Here is a 15,257-nt window from a genome sequence, read left to right on the forward strand (position 1 = left end):
GGAGCGTTCTGTAAGCCGTTGAAGGTGAATCGTAAGGTTTGCTGGAGGTATCAGAAGTGCGAATGTTGACATGAGTAACGATAAAGGGGGTGAAAAGCCCCCTCGCCGAAAGACCAAGGTTTCCTGTCCAATGTTAATCAGGGCAGGGTGAGTCGGCCCCTAAGGCGAGACTGAAAAGTGTAGTCGATGGGAAACAGGTTAATATTCCTGTACTTCGTATAATTGCGATGGGAGGACGGAGAAGGCTAGGCCAGCGTGGCGATGGTTGTCCACGTGAAAGGCAGTAGGCGGTAAACTTAGGCAAATCCGGGTTTACATTACGCTGAGAGTTGATGACGAGTGTCTACGGACACGAAGTGGTTGATGCCCTGCTTCCAGGAAAAGTCTCTAAGCTTCAGATTATACGAAACCGTACCCCAAACCGACACAGGTGGTTGGGTAGAGAATACCAAGGCGCTTGAGAGAACTCGGGTGAAGGAACTAGGCAAAATGGTACCGTAACTTCGGGAGAAGGTACGCTCTTGATGGTGATGGGACTTGCTCCCTAAGCTGCTGAGAGTCGCAGATACCAGTTGGCTGCAACTGTTTATTAAAAACACAGCACTGTGCTAAATCGAAAGATGACGTATACGGTGTGACGCCTGCCCGGTGCCGGAAGGTTAATTGATGTGGTTAGCGTTCGCGCGAAGCTATTGATCGAAGCCCCGGTAAACGGCGGCCGTAACTATAACGGTCCTAAGGTAGCGAAATTCCTTGTCGGGTAAGTTCCGACCTGCACGAATGGCGTAATGATGGCCAAGCTGTCTCCACCCGAGACTCAGTGAAATTGAAATTGCCGTGAAGATGCGGTGTACCCGCGGCTAGACGGAAAGACCCCGTGAACCTTTACTACAGCTTGACACTGAACATTGACCCTACATGTGTAGGATAGGTGGGAGGCTTTGAAGCGTTGTCGCTAGATGACGTGGAGCCGACCTTGAAATACCACCCTTGTAGTGTTGATGTTCTAACGTTGGTCCCTTATCGGGATTGCGGACAGTGTCTGGTGGGTAGTTTGACTGGGGCGGTCTCCTCCCAAAGAGTAACGGAGGAGCACGAAGGTTGGCTAAGTATGGTCGGACATCATACGGTTAGTGCAATGGCATAAGCCAGCTTAACTGCGAGACAGACACGTCGAGCAGGTACGAAAGTAGGTCATAGTGATCCGGTGGTTCTGTATGGAAGGGCCATCGCTCAACGGATAAAAGGTACTCCGGGGATAACAGGCTGATACCGCCCAAGAGTTCATATCGACGGCGGTGTTTGGCACCTCGATGTCGGCTCATCACATCCTGGGGCTGAAGTCGGTCCCAAGGGTATGGCTGTTCGCCATTTAAAGTGGTACGCGAGCTGGGTTTAGAACGTCGTGAGACAGTTCGGTCCCTATCTGCCGTGGGCGTTTGAGAATTGAGGGGAGCTGCTCCTAGTACGAGAGGACCGGAGTGGACGAACCGCTGGTGTTTGGGTTGTTATGCCAATAGCATTGCCCAGTAGCTACGTTCGGAACTGATAACCGCTGAAAGCATCTAAGCGGGAAGCAGGCCTCGAGATTAATTCTCACTAGGACTTTAAGTCCTCTGAAGGGCCGTTGGAGACTACAACGTTGATAGGCAAGGTGTGTAAGTGCTGTGAGGCATTGAGCTAACTTGTACTAATTACCCGTGAGGCTTAACCATACAACACCTAAAGGGTGTTGCTTATAGATACTTTATTTTAGAAACCATGAATACTTGTTAGTGCTCATGAGATATTTCAGCTTTTTCGAATGTTAAAGACAACAGTTTTTGCCTGGTGGCAATAGCGTTGTGGACCCACCTGACTCCATGCCGAACTCAGAAGTGAAACGCAACTGCGCCGATGATAGTGTGGGGCTTCCCCATGTGAAAGTAGGTCACCGCCAGGCTCTCATACTAAGCCCTCGTCTAATGACGAGGGCTTTTTACTCTAGCTAAGGAAATTTTGGCCTCGCCAACTAGCTTGAGTGAACAATGTAAAAGTTTTTGCCTAGTGGCAATAGCGTTGTGGACCCACCTGATCCCATGCCGAACTCAGAAGTGAAACGCAACTGCGCCGATGATAGTGTGGGGCTTCCCCATGTGAAAGTAGGTCACTGCTAGGCTCCAAATAGTAAAGGGCTTCCCAATGGGAAGCCCTTTTTCTTTGTGCGCCATAGTTGTGTGGAGCTAGCAGCAATTTTACGCTTTGTTGATAGCTTTCTTAGTGGCCAAGCTGATCCTTTGTTACAATTAGCCAAGCATAGTGCTAGTAATCAAGAATCTATATTAATGACTCCACGTTTTTCTCGTAACGCATCGTTACAGTCTCTTCCCAAAATTGCGCAAGATCCACTGCAGTTTAAAACCTTGCTGAGTGCAGAAGAGTATCGCCTTGCCTTGTTAGAGCAGATAGCTGAGGCTAAGTCTCGGATTTATATCGTTGCGCTTTACCTTGAAGATGATCAAGCTGGCCGCAGCATAATGGAAGGCCTGTATGCTGCTAAACAGCGTAACCCAGAGCTAGAAGTTGTTGTCTTAGTTGATTGGCATCGTGCTCAACGTGGTTTGATTGGCGATGAGCAGGCCGAGGGTAACGCTGCGATGTACCGTGAGTATGAACAACGTTACCCAGGCCTTATTACCTTCTACGGTGTGCCTGTGAGTAATCGCGAATTGTTTGGCGTACTGCATTTAAAAGGTAGCATTATTGATGATACGGTAGTGTATAGCGGTGCCAGTATTAACAATATCTATTTAGCGCAGCAACAGCGCTACCGCTTTGATCGTTACCACTTGATTGATAATGCTCGCCTAGCTAATGCGATGGTTGACTATGTAGAGCAGTACCTAGTGAATAGCGAAGCAGTGTCTAGCTTATCGACCAATGAGCCGGTGACTACTCGTTCGCTAAAGCCTGCTATTCGTCGTTTACGCTTGTCATTGCAACGTGAGCAATACTCTTACTATCCTCAGCAATGTGAGGAATCTGAAGTTGGCATCACACCTTTACTGGGTTTGGGGCGTCGCCAAAATTTACTCAATAAAACCATTCGCCAGCTGATCATAAAAGCCAGCCATCAAATAACCTTATGCACGCCGTATTTTAATCCTCCAGGTAGCTTGTCTAGGGAAATTAGCAAAGCTTTAAAAAATGGTGTGAAAGTAAAGCTGATTGTTGGCGATAAAACCGCAAGCGACTTTTACAGCAAGCCAGATGAAAACTTTAAGGTTATCCATGCGCTACCTTATCTGTACGAACTGAATTTGTCTAAGTTTGTTAAACGCCAGCTAAAATACATAAATAGTGGTTTGTTAAGTATTCATTTGTGGTCGCATCAAGATAATAGCTTTCATGTAAAAGGTTTGTGGGTCGATGAGCGCTATAGCTTATTAACCGGTAATAACTTGAATCCACGCGCTTGGAACTTGGATTTAGAGAATGGCTTATTGATTGATGACCCGAAAGGATTATTGAGTGAGCAAAAGCAGGTCGAGCTGAATAATATATTGGCTCACACTAAGTTAGTGCATTGCGTAGCAGATTTAGACAGCCTGGCTAATTACCCCTTGCCAGTGAAGCGCTTGCTAAAACGAATAAACAGAGTGCGCGCGGACCGTTTGTTAAAACAAATCTTATAGGTAGCTGTCTACCTGCTTAGCCCAGCCTTAAGCTGGGCTAGTAAGACAAATAAGCCCATTAGCTAGGGAACGAGAAATTTACCCCTTCGCGTACCGACGCTGATGGCCAACGCTGGGTAATGGTTTTACGTTTAGTATAAAAGCGCACAGCATCTGGGCCGTAGGCGTGTAAATCACCAAATAAAGAACGCTTCCAACCACCAAAACTATGATAAGAAACTGGCACAGGCAGAGGGATGTTGATACCTACCATTCCAACCTGAATATTGTCTGAGAAGTAACGTGCTGCCTCTCCATCACGGGTATAAAGGCAAGTACCATTACCAAACTGGTGCTTGTTAATTAGCTGCATACCTTGTTCCATGCTATCCACTCGAACCACACACAACACCGGTCCAAAAATCTCTTCTTGGTAGGCTTTCATTGTTTCGGTGACATGGTCGACTAGGGTTCCACCAACGTAGAAGCCATCAGGGTAGCCCGCTACTTGAGTATTGCGACCATCTACAACTACGGTGGCGCCGTCAGCTTCAGCACTACTGATGTACATTTCAACTTTGTCTCGCTGCTCGGCACTAATTAGGGGGCCAAAGTCGTTTTCTTTATCTGAGTAGGCACCAACCTTTAGGTTCTGCATTTGCTGAGTTAAACCATCTACCAGCTTGTCGGCAATTTCGTCACCTACGGCAACCGCAACCGATAAGGCCATACAACGTTCACCTGAGGAGCCAAAAGCTGCGCCAAGTAGAGAGTTTACAGCGTTATCTAAATCGGCATCAGGCATGATGATGGCGTGATTTTTTGCCCCGCCTAAGGCCTGGCAGCGCTTACCATTGGCGGTAGCGGTGCTGTAAATGTACTCGGCGATTGGGGTAGAACCTACAAAGCTTACTGCTGCAACACGCGGGTCGGTAAGTAAGGTATCGACGGCTTCTTTATCGCCATTCACTACATTAAATACACCTGCCGGTAATCCTGCTTGATGAAGGAGTTCGGCAATTAGCATTGTCGCCGACGGATCTCGCTCAGAGGGTTTTAATACAAAGCTATTACCGCACATAAGTGCCATGGGGAACATCCACATAGGCACCATCACAGGGAAATTGAATGGGGTAATCCCAGCTACTACTCCCAAGGCTTGGAATTCACTCCATGAGTCTATGCCTGGGCCAACGTTGCGCGAATGTTCTCCTTTAAGTACCTCGGGTGCAGCACAGGCGTATTCAACATTTTCAATGCCACGGGTAAGCTCGCCCATAGCGTCATGGACGATTTTTCCGTGCTGTTGGCCTACCAGTTCACAAATGCGCTCGGCATTCTCTTCCAGCAAGGTTTTGTAGCGAAACATAATTTGGGCACGTTTTGCCACTGGCGTATCTCGCCAAGCGGGAAAAGCTTGCTGAGCGGCGCTTATGGCTTGCTCAACCGTAGTTTTGTCAGCCAAGGCAACTTGGCTAGCAACTTGACCGGTAGAAGGGTTATACACTTCTTGTGAGCGTGTATACTCGTTGTGGCTTTCGCCGTTAATTAAATGACCGATGATAGACATAAAGCTTTCCTTATAGGCTTAGGCTTGGCCTGATAGTTGATTGATGGAGTCGCCTAAGGCATTAAATAGGCTGTCGATTTCTGCTGCGCTTACGTTAAACGGAGGCGCTATTTGTATGGTGTCGGCGCCATAGCGCACGTAGTATCCTTTTTGCCACATTTGTTGGGCCACCAAAAACGGATTAAGTGCCGGCTCACCGGGTGCATGAACAAGGCTTAAGCCTGCGGCTAAGCCCATGTTTCTTACATCGCTTACTAAATCCAACTGTCCCAGCTGATGCGCAGCATGTTCAAGTATTGGGCTCATTTCCCTTACTTGCTCGAACATATGTTCTTTTTCTAATAAGTCCAAGGAGGCAAGTGCTGCGGCACAAGCAATAGGGTGAGCTGAGTAGGTATAGCCGTGGGGCAGCTCTAACATGTAGTTTGGACCACCTTCGTCCATAAAGGTGTCGTAAATTTCTTGCTTGCAGGCCACTGCTCCCATAGGAATGACCCCATTGGTGAGCTGCTTGGCCATGTTAATGATGTCTGGTGTAACGCCGCAGGCCTCTGCTCCGGTTTTGTAACCTAAGCGGCCAAAAGCACAAATCACCTCATCGAAAATCAATAAAATTTGGTGCTGGTCGCAAATCTCACGTAAACGTTTTAAGTAGCCAATAGGCGGCGGAATTACCCCAGCACTGCCGGCCATAGGCTCAACAATCACCGCTGCTATATTGGAAGCATCATGCATGGCGATTAAGTCAATTAAGTCATTGGCGAGTTCAGCGCCTTGGCTTGGTTGGCCTTTAGTAAAAGCATTTTCTGGCAATACCGTATGGCGCATGTGGGCGCTATCTACCCCGGCACCAAATATGGCGCGATTTGGGCCTATGCCACCCACTGATATGCCGCCAAAGTTTACCCCGTGATAGCCTTTGCCGCGGCCAATCAATTTGGTTTTACTGGCAAGGCCTTTTTTGCGCCAATAAGCACGAGCGATTTTTAGTGAGGTATCGGCAGACTCAGAACCTGAACCAGTGAAAAATACTCGGTTTAAGCCCTCTGGCATAAACTCGGTAATTCGCTCTGCCAGCTGAAATGATTTTGGGTGACCAAACTGAAAAGCGGGTGAGTAATCAAGCTGGCTGGCCTGTTGGGCAATGGCATCTACTATTTCTTGGCGGCCATGTCCCAAGCCGCAAGTCCACAGGCCTGACAAACCATCAAATATTTTTCGGCCGTCGGCGTCGAAGTAATATTTGCCCTTAGCTTGGCAAATCATTCGTGGATCTTGTTTGAACTGGCGATTACCTGAATAAGCCATCCAGTGGCTATCAAGTTGATTTTGAGTAATTCCCATATCTTGCAATGTGGCCATTTGCTTCTCCTAGCAAAGCTTTACGCTAGGTTTAGCCTAATGCTGGTTTTAAGTTACATAAATATGTATCTTTGAATCTAAAGTTTCATAAGGATGAAACATAATGCAGAAAATTTTAGGCCAACTTAGTGACATTGATTTACGCCTGTTAAAAGTTTTTAGGGTGGTGGTGGAGTGTGGAGGTATTTCGGCAGCCGAAGTCGAACTCAATATTGGTCGCTCAACCATTAGCCGACATGTTAAGGATTTGGAGATCCGCCTTGGGGTTACCTTATGCCAGCGAGGGCGAGCTGGGTTTGTGCTAAGTGCCGAAGGGCAACATATCTATCAATCTAGCTTGCGTTTGATGGGCGCCTTAGATGAGTTTCGCGCAGACGTTCAAGGCTTACACAAAGAAATGACCGGTAACCTAGCCATTGCCTTGTTCGATAAAACCGTCACCAACCAAGAAGCTAAAATCTCCCAAGCATTGCAGCTATTCGATCAACGAGCACCCAAGGTTAGTTTAGATTTATACGTAGAAACCTTATCGGTGATCGAAAGTGGAGTGATAGAAGGGCGTTATCATGTTGGTGTGGTGCCGGGGCCGCGTCAATCTGCCAGTTTGGCCTATCAGTGGCTATTTGATGAAAAAATGTCTCTGTATTGTGGCTATCACCACCCCTTGTTTAAACGCAGTGATATTACGATTAGCGAGCAAGAGATAGTTAGTCAAAAATATGCAGGCCTTGGCCACAACTCACCTAATATGGATACTTCTCAGCAAAAAGGCTTTAAGCGACACGCCACTGCTTACGACCAAGAGGCAGTCGCAACTTTATTGTTGTCGGGCAGTTATTTGGCTTATTTGCCCGACCATTATGCACGTAGTTTTGTGGAGCAAGGGCTGATTAGAGCCATTGGTGGTGAGGTGTTTAGCTATGACTGTCCGTTTTTAGCGGTAAATCGTATATCACCCAAACCCTCACGGATATTGGCTTGTTTCCTAGAGTGCTTAAAGCAAGCCCATCACTTAGTTTAAACGGGCACCTATCCAGGCTTTAATCGCCTTTATTTGGCTCGGCGATACACTGTGCGCCATATCAAATAGGCTAAATTCCGCTTGGTAGCCTAAAGCTGATAGTTGCTGATAGGCTTGCTCACCTAAGCTTGGGGCAACTACATCGTCTTGTCGGCCATGCTGGATGAGGATCGGCGTATTAGCTTGGAAGTGCTGTTTAGGCAGGCTTTCATTGACTAAGTAAGTAGACATACACAACACACCACCTAAGGCATGCTTTAGGTTTAATGCACAGTGATACGCCACCGCACCGCCTTGAGAGAAACCGGCCAAAATAATGTTTTTACTGGGGATGCCTTGAGCAAGTTGTTGCTCAATTAGCTGGCTAATTTCTTGGCTTACTTGTTCTAAGTGCTGTTGATTAATTTTACGCTGCGGTGAAAACGCCAGTATGTCGTACCAAGCGGGCATAAAGTAGCCAGCGTTAACTGTAACGGCGCGCTCGGGCGCTGCTGGAAAGATAAAGCGCACTGCTGCTTCATCAGGCAGCTTTAGTTGCTTAGCTAAAGGTACAAAATCTTCTGGTCCTGCGCCTAAGCCATGTAGCCAAATAATACAATGGCGAGCAGCTTGCTCGGGTTCTACAGTTATAGCGTGAAGTGGCATGGATATTCCTTTGCTGATTGAGAGTCTTCTAGGTAAGCTGTGCACCAGTTTTAGCAACAGGCATTGTATGCCAATGCCGCGGAGAGACAAGCATGCAAGAATTAATCGATGAAATTAGAGCTGCCGATCAGTCTGGCTCCTATCCTAGTGAGCTACCAACAGAAGCGCAATTAGTTGAAGTTGAAGAACTTATCTTAATTCCCATGCCTAGTGATCTGCGTGCTTTCCAACTTACCGTGAGTAATGTTATCTGTGGTAGCTTAGAGCCTGTAACCATTAGCGACCCTTACTTACATACTTATTTGCCAGAGGTAGCGGCTACCGCATGGAGCTTAGGTTTACCGCGTGAGTTTATTCCTATTTGCCAAAATGGTGACAACTTCTACTTCATTAGCCAAGAAGGTGAAATTGGCTACTGGCAAGGCCAAGAAGATCTAGTACCAGAGTGGGATACCATCTGGGATTGGGCTAGTGAAGTTTGGATGCAAAGCTAAACAGCATGGATCAACAAGACTACCTCGCTAAGTTTTGGTTGGTGATTGGGCATATTCCAGAAGGGAAGGTGGCCACTTATGGCGGGGTTGCCGAAATGGCTGGTTATCCTCGAATGGCGCGTGCAGTAGGGCGTTGCTTAAAAACCTTACCCGAAGATTCCAATTTACCATGGCATAGAGTGATTAATGCTAAAGGCATGATTTCCTTCCCAGAAGGCTCTCCGCAATATCAATGTCAGCGTCAGCGTCTTGAGGATGAAGGGATTATCTTTCGCAATAACAAAGTGCCTCTCACCCAGCACCTTTGGCTGGGTGATTAAGTTACTTTAAGTAGCTTAAGGCTATTTGGGCTTTAATATAGCCTGTTGTTTGGGTTCTTCTAAGCCTGCTAAGTGATGAGTCAATGCTCGTACCAAGTAAGACTTAGACAAACCGGTTTTTTGCTTTATTTGATCTAACTCGGCAATTACCGCTTGGTTTAAGCTAAACGTGGCATTTTTTGCTGGCTGCTTAGATGCATTGCGCCTAGCTTGTATCGGCAAGTGCACCACATTTTCGCAGCCACGAGCGTACAGCTCGGCTTGCGCAATAAAGCTATCTACATCGCAAAACTGTTTCGGTTTAGAAGCCCGAGGCTTTTTCTTGAGATCGTGCAATGCCATGATCTGCCGCTCCTTGCTCACATACTATAAATTCTTCAGCAATATTGCGGATTTCTTGGGCTGCTTTTCCTTCCGGCTCAAGCTCCAACACCGTGTAGCCACGCTCTTCGCTATCGTCATAGATATTGCGATTAAAGGTGATGGCGTCTAGCACATTTAAACCGTAGGTTCTGCATACCTCTTTGGCCTCTTCAATACGCTTGTATTGGCTTGGCAACGAAGGGCATTGGGTGAGTACAACTGCTTCTTTTAAATGAAAGTTTACCGCTTTACAGGTGTTAACTAACTCTTCTAAATGGGGCAGGGTTTTTATGTCACGCCGCTTTGGGCGTAGTGGAACTATAGCGTGGGTGGCAACCGCCATACTCGAGCGTAGGGCTTTGCTATCTTGCCCTCCGCAATCTACTACCACAAAGTCGAAGCGATTTTGTAGGCTAAGTAAGTCGTTGCGAATGTTGCCGTACAGTTGCACGCAGTTAATAGTTGGAAGGTCTTCTTGCTCGTTACGTGCTTGCACCCAATCGGAGCTAGTACGCTGTGGATCGCAATCAACCAAGAGAATTTCGGTATTAAAGCGTTGTTTCAAATACACCGCCAAGTTTTGGGCCAGACAGCTTTTTCCACTGCCCCCCTTTTCACCGCCAACGAGAAGTATCATGGCTAAGTCCTTTTTGTTTTGGTCTTTTGTAAGTGTCTATGTCGGCGGAATTATTGTTTTTTAGCCGACTCCACCAGCTTAGGCGAAAAAATAATCAAAGCAATAACCCTAATTGTTTTGAGTGTTTGTAAATGTGTTTAAGTTATTGAATTTAATATATATTAGTGGCTATTGAACAAGCTGAATCTAGCTGTAACAAAAGTTTTACATCAATACTAAAGTCGTAGTGCTTCAGCTTGCTTAGTCCTTGAGATAGTTTTCACTTGAACCTCGCTGCAAGCTAGTTACACTGCTTATCGCTGAATTACTCCTTAGAAGGCGGAGCGCATGTTAAAAAAATTGATGAGTGTTATGGCGTTGGTGATGGCGGTATTGATTATTACCCCCGACGCAGAGGCCAAACGCTTTGGTGGAGGTAAGTCTTGGGGCAAAAGCCAACCTACCTTTAAAAAACAACCAAGCCAAACTAATCAACAGGCCAATCAGCAGCAGAACCAAAACAATGGTACTGCCGCAAATACTGGCCGTCGCTCAGGGATGATGGGTGGATTGTTAGGCGGCTTATTAGCCGGCGGTTTGTTTGCTGCTTTGCTTGGCGGCGGGGCCTTTGAAGGCCTACAGATGATGGATATATTGTTATTTGCTTTAATTGCCTTTGTGGCGGTGCGTTTCTTACGTGGCCTCAACCAACAAAAGGCAGCGGCAATGAATCACCAACCCGCGCAGGCTTATCAAGGCCCTCAGGCAGAGCAACAGTGGCAACAAGGTGGCTTTGCTAGTGCTAGTCAACTTGCTAGCGGAGGCGAAGACGACGTGCCGTTTAATCCGCCAGCAGGTTTTGACGCGAATGCCTTTTTAGAAGGCGCTCGTGGTCACTTTGATACTCTGCAGCGCGCTTGGAATGACAACAAGCTAGAGGTGATGCAAGAATACTTGAGCATTGAACTTTATAACGCCCTAGCTGAAGAGCGTCGCTCATACGGTTCTGAAGAAATAAATAGTAGTGTTGTATTTATTGATGCCGAACTAGTTCGTGCTGATCACTCAATGTTAAATGCCGAAGTAAGCGTTAAGTTCACCGGTAAAACACGTGATGAGGTTAGCGGCCAAGAAAGCGATGTTGCCGAAGTGTGGCACTTAGAGCGCAAACTCGATCAAGCTAATTCACCGTGGTTGATTGTTGGCATAGAAGCGTAATGTCTGGTGATGACTCACTAGTAGTTAAACAAGCTGCTAGTGAGTGGTTTTTGTATATTATTAGAACCAAACAACAGCATTTGTATACCGGCGTGACTACCGATGTAGCGCGCCGTTTTACTGAGCACCAACAAGGTGGTGTAAAAGGTGCCAAAGCCCTACGAGGAAAAGGTCCGCTACAGTTGGTGTATCAACAATGCTTAGCCTCTAAGCAGCAGGCGATGCGCTTAGAGTATGCCATTAAACAATTACCAAAAGCCGCTAAGGAACGCTTGGTGCAGGGAGAAATAGATTGGCAAAGCGTGTTGCCAGAATCAAGCTCCAAAGCTTAAGTTACTAAGAGTTAACTTAAGCTCTAAACATCAATGTTATTGCCAGTCGCTAAGTCCATAGCGTTGTAAAATTTTGGCTAACTCTCCGCTGTTTCTTAAACCTTGTATGCCTTCGCTTAAGCGATGAGCTAAAGCCGGGCTTTGTGGATTAGCCGGAGAAAACGCAATGTACACTGGCTCGGTACTAAAGCTTGTGGCGAAGCGAATGTTGTTATTATCTCCCCGTTGGTGGGTGTAATAATTCACTACACTTTTATCTTCGACGTAGCCATCAATTTTGCGTTCCATCAGCAGCTTATGCATACGCTCCAGTGCCTGTTCACTGCGAACAACCACTAAGTTACGTCGATGTTGATGAGCACTAATATAGGCGTCAAGTTCATCGTTGTAGTCATAATCAGCAATCACCGCTATCGTCAGGTCTTCCAGTGAAGGAACGCCTTGATACTGCCAATTGCTATCGCTACGCATCACTAGTACTTGCTGGGCTTTACCAATGGCTAACCTAGGGTAAACAAAACCTTCGGCTTCGCCGGCGAGCGCCCCTACCACCGCTTGATAAACACCTTTTTGAGTATGACGCAGCGCGCGTGACCAAGGCATCTCAACCAGGCTTACTTGATAATCGGGCGCAAAAATCTGCTGTGCAATCTCGATGATGTAACCCGGTGAGCGACTGCTTGCTTGGCAGTTAAAAGGGCACCAGCGATCAGCGGCCAAACGCAGAGGCTCCGCTTGGCTAGCTGCGCTCGGCAAGCTAAGTACCAGCAACAGTAAGGTGGTTAAGGTGTTTTTGTAGGCTAACAAGGCGAGCTTAAATCAAGGGTGACGATAGTAAGCATTGCATAATCTCAATACAGCTAGTTAATGCAGTGTATTATGCTGATTTATTGATGGATTGTACTGATTTACCTAAGGCACCTTAGCGGTTAATTCTATAGTGCTGTTTAGCTAAGTTGACAGTAAAAGCTTTTCTTCGAGATTTAAAGCTGCTTAGGCACAAGCTTGCTGGCCTAAGCTTATAGGCCAGTGTCTGACGCAGAACGCTTTACGCGCTTCTGGCTTAACTGTTTTTTCCATAGGGCGAGTTGCTTAGGTAAGGGGCTTTGCAATACCAAAGGAACCACAATTAGAGCCGCGCCAAGCCAGGTTAACCAGTCGGGCATTTCACTAAAAAATAACCAGCCAAAGATTGCTGCACCAATCAATCCGGTGTATTCGGCGCTAGCAATGCTGTTGGCGTTAGCCGACTTATAGGCAATGACGGAACCGGCGTGCAAAAACAAAATGAATAAGCTACTTCCGCCTGCAAGGTAAAGCAGTGACCAATTAAAGCCGTGCAAGTGTGGCCAAGCCAGAGTTAGCGTGGCCGGGACAACCATTAGGTTGGTCCAAAATAAGCTGGTGACTACCGATTCTTGTTTGGGAATGTACTTTACCGTTAGGTTGCTTAAGGCAAGTGTAAGCGCCGTGCCTAAAGCTGCGATAGCTCCCCAGTTAAATTCGGTGGGGCGAATAATTACCAGTACGCCGATAAAGCCGATGAATGCGGCAGCCACCTGAGTTCGGTTTACTGGGCTTTTGTGTAACCACATGCCTAGTGGCAACATCATAATGGGTGCGGCGTAAAATAGCGCATTAGCGGTGGCTAGCGGCAGCGCTATTAAGGCTACCACCATGCAGCCAGAGCCCGCTAACCATAAATGCCCACGAACTACATGCACTAAGGGTTTTGCTGGCAGTTTTTGCTTGGTGAGCAAAAATAAAGGCAATAACAATAATAGCGTGCTGAGTTGGCGATATAGCAGTATTTCAAATACTGAGGCTTGTTCTCCGGCTACTTTCATCAGTGCGTCAGACAGCACTGCGATCTGATTAGCAACCACTAAAATGAGGATGGCAATAAAGGTTGAGTTGTTACGCATAGCTGCCTCCCGTTAATTAATGGCTAATAGGTGAAGCAGCAGTGTAGAAGCTTGTTAAACATTAAAAAAATGATAATAATTAAAAACACATGAATAAATTTAATGTATTTGCATGCGAACTCTACCTCCACTTAATGCCTTAATTGCCTTTGAGGCTGTAGCGCGAAATCAAAGTGTCGCCAAAGCAGGCGAAGAATTAGGCATTAGCCAAAGCGCGATAAGCCACCGTTTGCGCTTGCTAGAAGAGTATTTAGCCGAGCCTTTGCTGATTAAAGTTGGCCGCCAACTACAACTTAGTGAGGCTGGGCGCAGCTACTTTAGCGAAGTAGAGCGTATCTTAAATGAACTAAGCCACATTACTCGGCAAGTAAAAGGTGAGGGGGTTGCGCAACTTAGGCTTACTGCTTACAGCTCATTTGCCTTAAAACGTTTGATACCCTTGCTTCCAAGCTTTAGGGCACGTAATCCAGAAATTGATTTACGCTTGCAAATGATTACCGAGGAGCCGGTTTTGTCTAGCGCTACTGGTGACTTGTTCATTTGTTTTGCTGATTCAGCTCCTGGTTATGTGAGCCATTTATTGCACAAAGAACGGTTGGTGGCGGTATGTTCGCCCAGCTTTTATCAAGAAATCGACCAAAATAACTGGCGGCAAGAACTCCCACAATTCCCCTTGTTGTCTTGTGACTTAGATGAAGATGCTCAGCAACCAGGCGGGGATTGGGCGGTGTGGTCTAAGGGTTTGGGGATATCGCTGCCAAGCAATCAAGGCTTCCATAGTTTTAGCCACCAAGTACTCGCCTTAGAAGCCGCAGCAACTGGTCAAGGCATTGCGCTAGTGAGCGATTTTATGGTGGAAAAAGACATTCGCGAGGGTAGTTTAGTCGATCTACCGGTTTCTTCGGTATATACCGGTTACGACTTCTACCTTTGTTATAAACAAGCTCGCAGCCGCGACCAAGGCTTACGCGCAGTGGCCGATTGGCTGATAGAAACGGCAGCTAGTCCGCTAGAAGTTTAACTAACAGTAAACTTAAGCTGTCGACAAAGTCTAAACGTAAAATTTCAAACTCCTCGTTTTGCATCACTTGCTGCATGGTCGACGAAGGGTGGCTGGTATGCCAACAACCAATAACAGCTTGATAAAGAAACATCACTTTAGTGAGGGCTTGTTGTTGGCTTAGCTGAGGCGACCAATGTAAAAACAACTTGGCTAGTTGTTCGGCCATGGTTTTGAGCTCTCGTTTAAAGCTGATGGCTTGTTCAATGTTCTCTTGTTTTTCTAATACCGTATGCAAAATGGCCGAGAGGTAACAAAAGGTAGGTTGAGCGGCAATGGTCTCGGCTAATACTCTAGGTTTTAGATTTTGCTGAGACAAACGCTCTAGCCCTAGTAATAGCTGTTTAGCCTCTTCTAAGTAAAGTGCCATAAACAAGCTTTCTTTGTTGGCAAAGTAACGATACAAAGCCGGCTTTGATAGCTCTAGTTGTTCGGCAAGTTGGCTAAGTACTACCTGTTCGTAGCCATGTTCGCCTAAGGCTAATTTAGCGGTGCTGAGTATCTGTTGGCGGCGTAATTGCTTTTGTTCAGGGCTGATGGCGCGTTTTTTAATAGCTGTATTCACAATGGTATTCATTAAGCTCTTGATAGGTAAACCTTAGTCACTAATTGCGCTAAAAGCTATTTAGCAATTGCTTAGCTCTTGGCAAATCTCTTATGGGAGAGAGCAGGTTTACT

15 protein-coding genes and 3 rRNA genes (1 of these 18 cut by a window edge) are annotated in these 15,257 nt (G+C 46.6%); 10 read left to right on the forward strand and 8 right to left on the reverse strand.

Features of this window, described 5'->3' with window-relative positions; genetic code table 11:
• The 4 genes from OAG1_RS00135 to pssA form a co-directional block, all read left to right on the forward strand.
• Nucleotides 1-1,715 (forward strand): 23S ribosomal RNA (locus OAG1_RS00135) (it extends 1,175 nt beyond the left edge of the window).
• A gap of 111 nt (nucleotides 1,716-1,826) precedes the next feature.
• Nucleotides 1,827-1,942 (forward strand): 5S ribosomal RNA (gene rrf / locus OAG1_RS00140).
• Between the two features lie 100 nt (nucleotides 1,943-2,042).
• A 5S ribosomal RNA gene (gene rrf, locus OAG1_RS00145) occupies nucleotides 2,043-2,158 on the forward strand.
• Between the two features lie 43 nt (nucleotides 2,159-2,201).
• Nucleotides 2,202-3,674, forward strand: coding sequence for a CDP-diacylglycerol--serine O-phosphatidyltransferase (gene pssA, locus OAG1_RS00150; RefSeq protein WP_338622951.1), 1,473 nt, complete (start codon nucleotides 2,202-2,204; stop codon nucleotides 3,672-3,674).
• Between the two features lie 58 nt (nucleotides 3,675-3,732).
• Here pssA and OAG1_RS00155 read toward each other — a convergent pair whose 3' ends face one another.
• Both OAG1_RS00155 and OAG1_RS00160 read right to left on the reverse strand, forming a co-directional pair.
• On the reverse strand, nucleotides 3,733-5,223 hold the full coding sequence (locus OAG1_RS00155) for a CoA-acylating methylmalonate-semialdehyde dehydrogenase (RefSeq protein WP_338622953.1): 1,491 nt from the start codon (nucleotides 5,221-5,223) through the stop codon (nucleotides 3,733-3,735).
• 18 nt (nucleotides 5,224-5,241) lie between these two features.
• Nucleotides 5,242-6,585, reverse strand: a complete 1,344-nt coding sequence (locus OAG1_RS00160) for an aspartate aminotransferase family protein (protein WP_338622955.1) — start codon at nucleotides 6,583-6,585, stop codon at nucleotides 5,242-5,244.
• A gap of 103 nt (nucleotides 6,586-6,688) precedes the next feature.
• Between OAG1_RS00160 and OAG1_RS00165 the strand changes: the two genes are divergently transcribed.
• On the forward strand, nucleotides 6,689-7,606 hold the full coding sequence (locus tag OAG1_RS00165; protein WP_338622957.1) for a LysR family transcriptional regulator: 918 nt from the start codon (nucleotides 6,689-6,691) through the stop codon (nucleotides 7,604-7,606).
• Here OAG1_RS00165 and OAG1_RS00170 read toward each other — a convergent pair.
• Complete coding sequence (locus OAG1_RS00170) at nucleotides 7,598-8,251, reverse strand: dienelactone hydrolase family protein (RefSeq protein WP_338622959.1); 654 nt, start codon at nucleotides 8,249-8,251, stop codon at nucleotides 7,598-7,600. The two genes, OAG1_RS00165 and OAG1_RS00170, sit on opposite strands and share 9 nt — an antisense overlap.
• Nucleotides 8,252-8,343: 92 nt before the next feature.
• On the opposite strand from OAG1_RS00170, the gene OAG1_RS00175 reads away from it, so the two are divergent.
• Nucleotides 8,344-8,745 carry an SMI1/KNR4 family protein gene (locus tag OAG1_RS00175; protein WP_338622961.1) on the forward strand — a complete coding sequence of 134 codons (402 nt, stop codon included), beginning with the start codon at nucleotides 8,344-8,346 and terminating at the stop codon, nucleotides 8,743-8,745.
• A 5-nt stretch (nucleotides 8,746-8,750) separates the two neighbouring features.
• Nucleotides 8,751-9,065 carry an MGMT family protein gene (locus OAG1_RS00180; protein WP_016403852.1) on the forward strand — a complete coding sequence of 105 codons (315 nt, stop codon included), beginning with the start codon at nucleotides 8,751-8,753 and terminating at the stop codon, nucleotides 9,063-9,065.
• 21 nt (nucleotides 9,066-9,086) lie between these two features.
• Here the strand turns inward: OAG1_RS00180 and OAG1_RS00185 are convergent, their stop codons facing one another.
• Both OAG1_RS00185 and OAG1_RS00190 read right to left on the reverse strand, forming a co-directional pair.
• Nucleotides 9,087-9,407: a ribbon-helix-helix domain-containing protein gene (locus OAG1_RS00185; RefSeq protein WP_152784009.1), complete on the reverse strand. Its 321-nt coding sequence runs from the start codon at nucleotides 9,405-9,407 to the stop codon at nucleotides 9,087-9,089.
• Nucleotides 9,367-10,065, reverse strand: a complete 699-nt coding sequence (locus tag OAG1_RS00190; RefSeq protein ID WP_016403850.1) for an AAA family ATPase — start codon at nucleotides 10,063-10,065, stop codon at nucleotides 9,367-9,369. Before OAG1_RS00190 ends, OAG1_RS00185 begins: the two co-directional genes overlap by 41 nt.
• Before the next feature lie 327 nt (nucleotides 10,066-10,392).
• On the opposite strand from OAG1_RS00190, the gene OAG1_RS00195 reads away from it, so the two are divergent.
• Nucleotides 10,393-11,262 carry a TIM44-like domain-containing protein gene (locus OAG1_RS00195; RefSeq protein ID WP_152784006.1) on the forward strand — a complete coding sequence of 290 codons (870 nt, stop codon included), beginning with the start codon at nucleotides 10,393-10,395 and terminating at the stop codon, nucleotides 11,260-11,262.
• A complete protein-coding gene (locus OAG1_RS00200; protein ID WP_338622963.1) occupies nucleotides 11,262-11,594 on the forward strand; it encodes a GIY-YIG nuclease family protein in 333 nt (110 codons plus the stop codon). Before OAG1_RS00195 ends, OAG1_RS00200 begins: the two co-directional genes overlap by 1 nt.
• A gap of 36 nt (nucleotides 11,595-11,630) precedes the next feature.
• On the opposite strand, the gene OAG1_RS00205 is transcribed toward OAG1_RS00200, so the two are convergent.
• Together OAG1_RS00205 and OAG1_RS00210 are read right to left on the reverse strand one after the other, a co-directional pair.
• Complete coding sequence (locus OAG1_RS00205) at nucleotides 11,631-12,401, reverse strand: transporter substrate-binding domain-containing protein (RefSeq protein ID WP_338622965.1); 771 nt, start codon at nucleotides 12,399-12,401, stop codon at nucleotides 11,631-11,633.
• A 212-nt stretch (nucleotides 12,402-12,613) separates the two neighbouring features.
• On the reverse strand, nucleotides 12,614-13,519 hold the full coding sequence (locus OAG1_RS00210) for a DMT family transporter (RefSeq protein WP_152784000.1): 906 nt from the start codon (nucleotides 13,517-13,519) through the stop codon (nucleotides 12,614-12,616).
• 112 nt (nucleotides 13,520-13,631) lie between these two features.
• On the opposite strand from OAG1_RS00210, the gene OAG1_RS00215 reads away from it, so the two are divergent.
• Nucleotides 13,632-14,540, forward strand: coding sequence for a LysR substrate-binding domain-containing protein (locus OAG1_RS00215; protein ID WP_338622968.1), 909 nt, complete (start codon nucleotides 13,632-13,634; stop codon nucleotides 14,538-14,540).
• Here OAG1_RS00215 and OAG1_RS00220 read toward each other — a convergent pair.
• Entirely contained in the window at nucleotides 14,521-15,156 is a 636-nt protein-coding gene (locus tag OAG1_RS00220; RefSeq protein WP_338622970.1) for a TetR family transcriptional regulator, read from the reverse strand. The two genes, OAG1_RS00215 and OAG1_RS00220, sit on opposite strands and share 20 nt — an antisense overlap.
• Nucleotides 15,157-15,257: the final 101 nt, after the last annotated feature.

Source organism: Agarivorans sp. OAG1 (genome assembly GCF_037076485.1).
GTDB classification, from domain to species: Bacteria; Pseudomonadota; Gammaproteobacteria; order Enterobacterales; family Celerinatantimonadaceae; genus Agarivorans; species Agarivorans albus.

Coding starts and splice junctions, on each gene's coding strand:
- OAG1_RS00165 (WP_338622957.1), top strand. CDS start 6,689: ATGCAGAAAATTTTAGGCCAACTTAGTGACATTGATTTACGCCTGTTA.
- OAG1_RS00200 (WP_338622963.1), top strand. CDS start 11,262: ATGTCTGGTGATGACTCACTAGTAGTTAAACAAGCTGCTAGTGAGTGG.
- OAG1_RS00155 (WP_338622953.1), bottom strand. CDS start 5,223: ATGTCTATCATCGGTCATTTAATTAACGGCGAAAGCCACAACGAGTAT.
- OAG1_RS00185 (WP_152784009.1), bottom strand. CDS start 9,407: ATGGCATTGCACGATCTCAAGAAAAAGCCTCGGGCTTCTAAACCGAAA.
- OAG1_RS00170 (WP_338622959.1), bottom strand. CDS start 8,251: ATGCCACTTCACGCTATAACTGTAGAACCCGAGCAAGCTGCTCGCCAT.
- OAG1_RS00220 (WP_338622970.1), bottom strand. CDS start 15,156: ATGAATACCATTGTGAATACAGCTATTAAAAAACGCGCCATCAGCCCT.
- OAG1_RS00195 (WP_152784006.1), top strand. CDS start 10,393: ATGTTAAAAAAATTGATGAGTGTTATGGCGTTGGTGATGGCGGTATTG.
- OAG1_RS00215 (WP_338622968.1), top strand. CDS start 13,632: ATGCGAACTCTACCTCCACTTAATGCCTTAATTGCCTTTGAGGCTGTA.
- OAG1_RS00175 (WP_338622961.1), top strand. CDS start 8,344: ATGCAAGAATTAATCGATGAAATTAGAGCTGCCGATCAGTCTGGCTCC.
- OAG1_RS00210 (WP_152784000.1), bottom strand. CDS start 13,519: ATGCGTAACAACTCAACCTTTATTGCCATCCTCATTTTAGTGGTTGCT.
- OAG1_RS00180 (WP_016403852.1), top strand. CDS start 8,751: ATGGATCAACAAGACTACCTCGCTAAGTTTTGGTTGGTGATTGGGCAT.
- OAG1_RS00160 (WP_338622955.1), bottom strand. CDS start 6,585: ATGGCCACATTGCAAGATATGGGAATTACTCAAAATCAACTTGATAGC.
- OAG1_RS00190 (WP_016403850.1), bottom strand. CDS start 10,065: ATGATACTTCTCGTTGGCGGTGAAAAGGGGGGCAGTGGAAAAAGCTGT.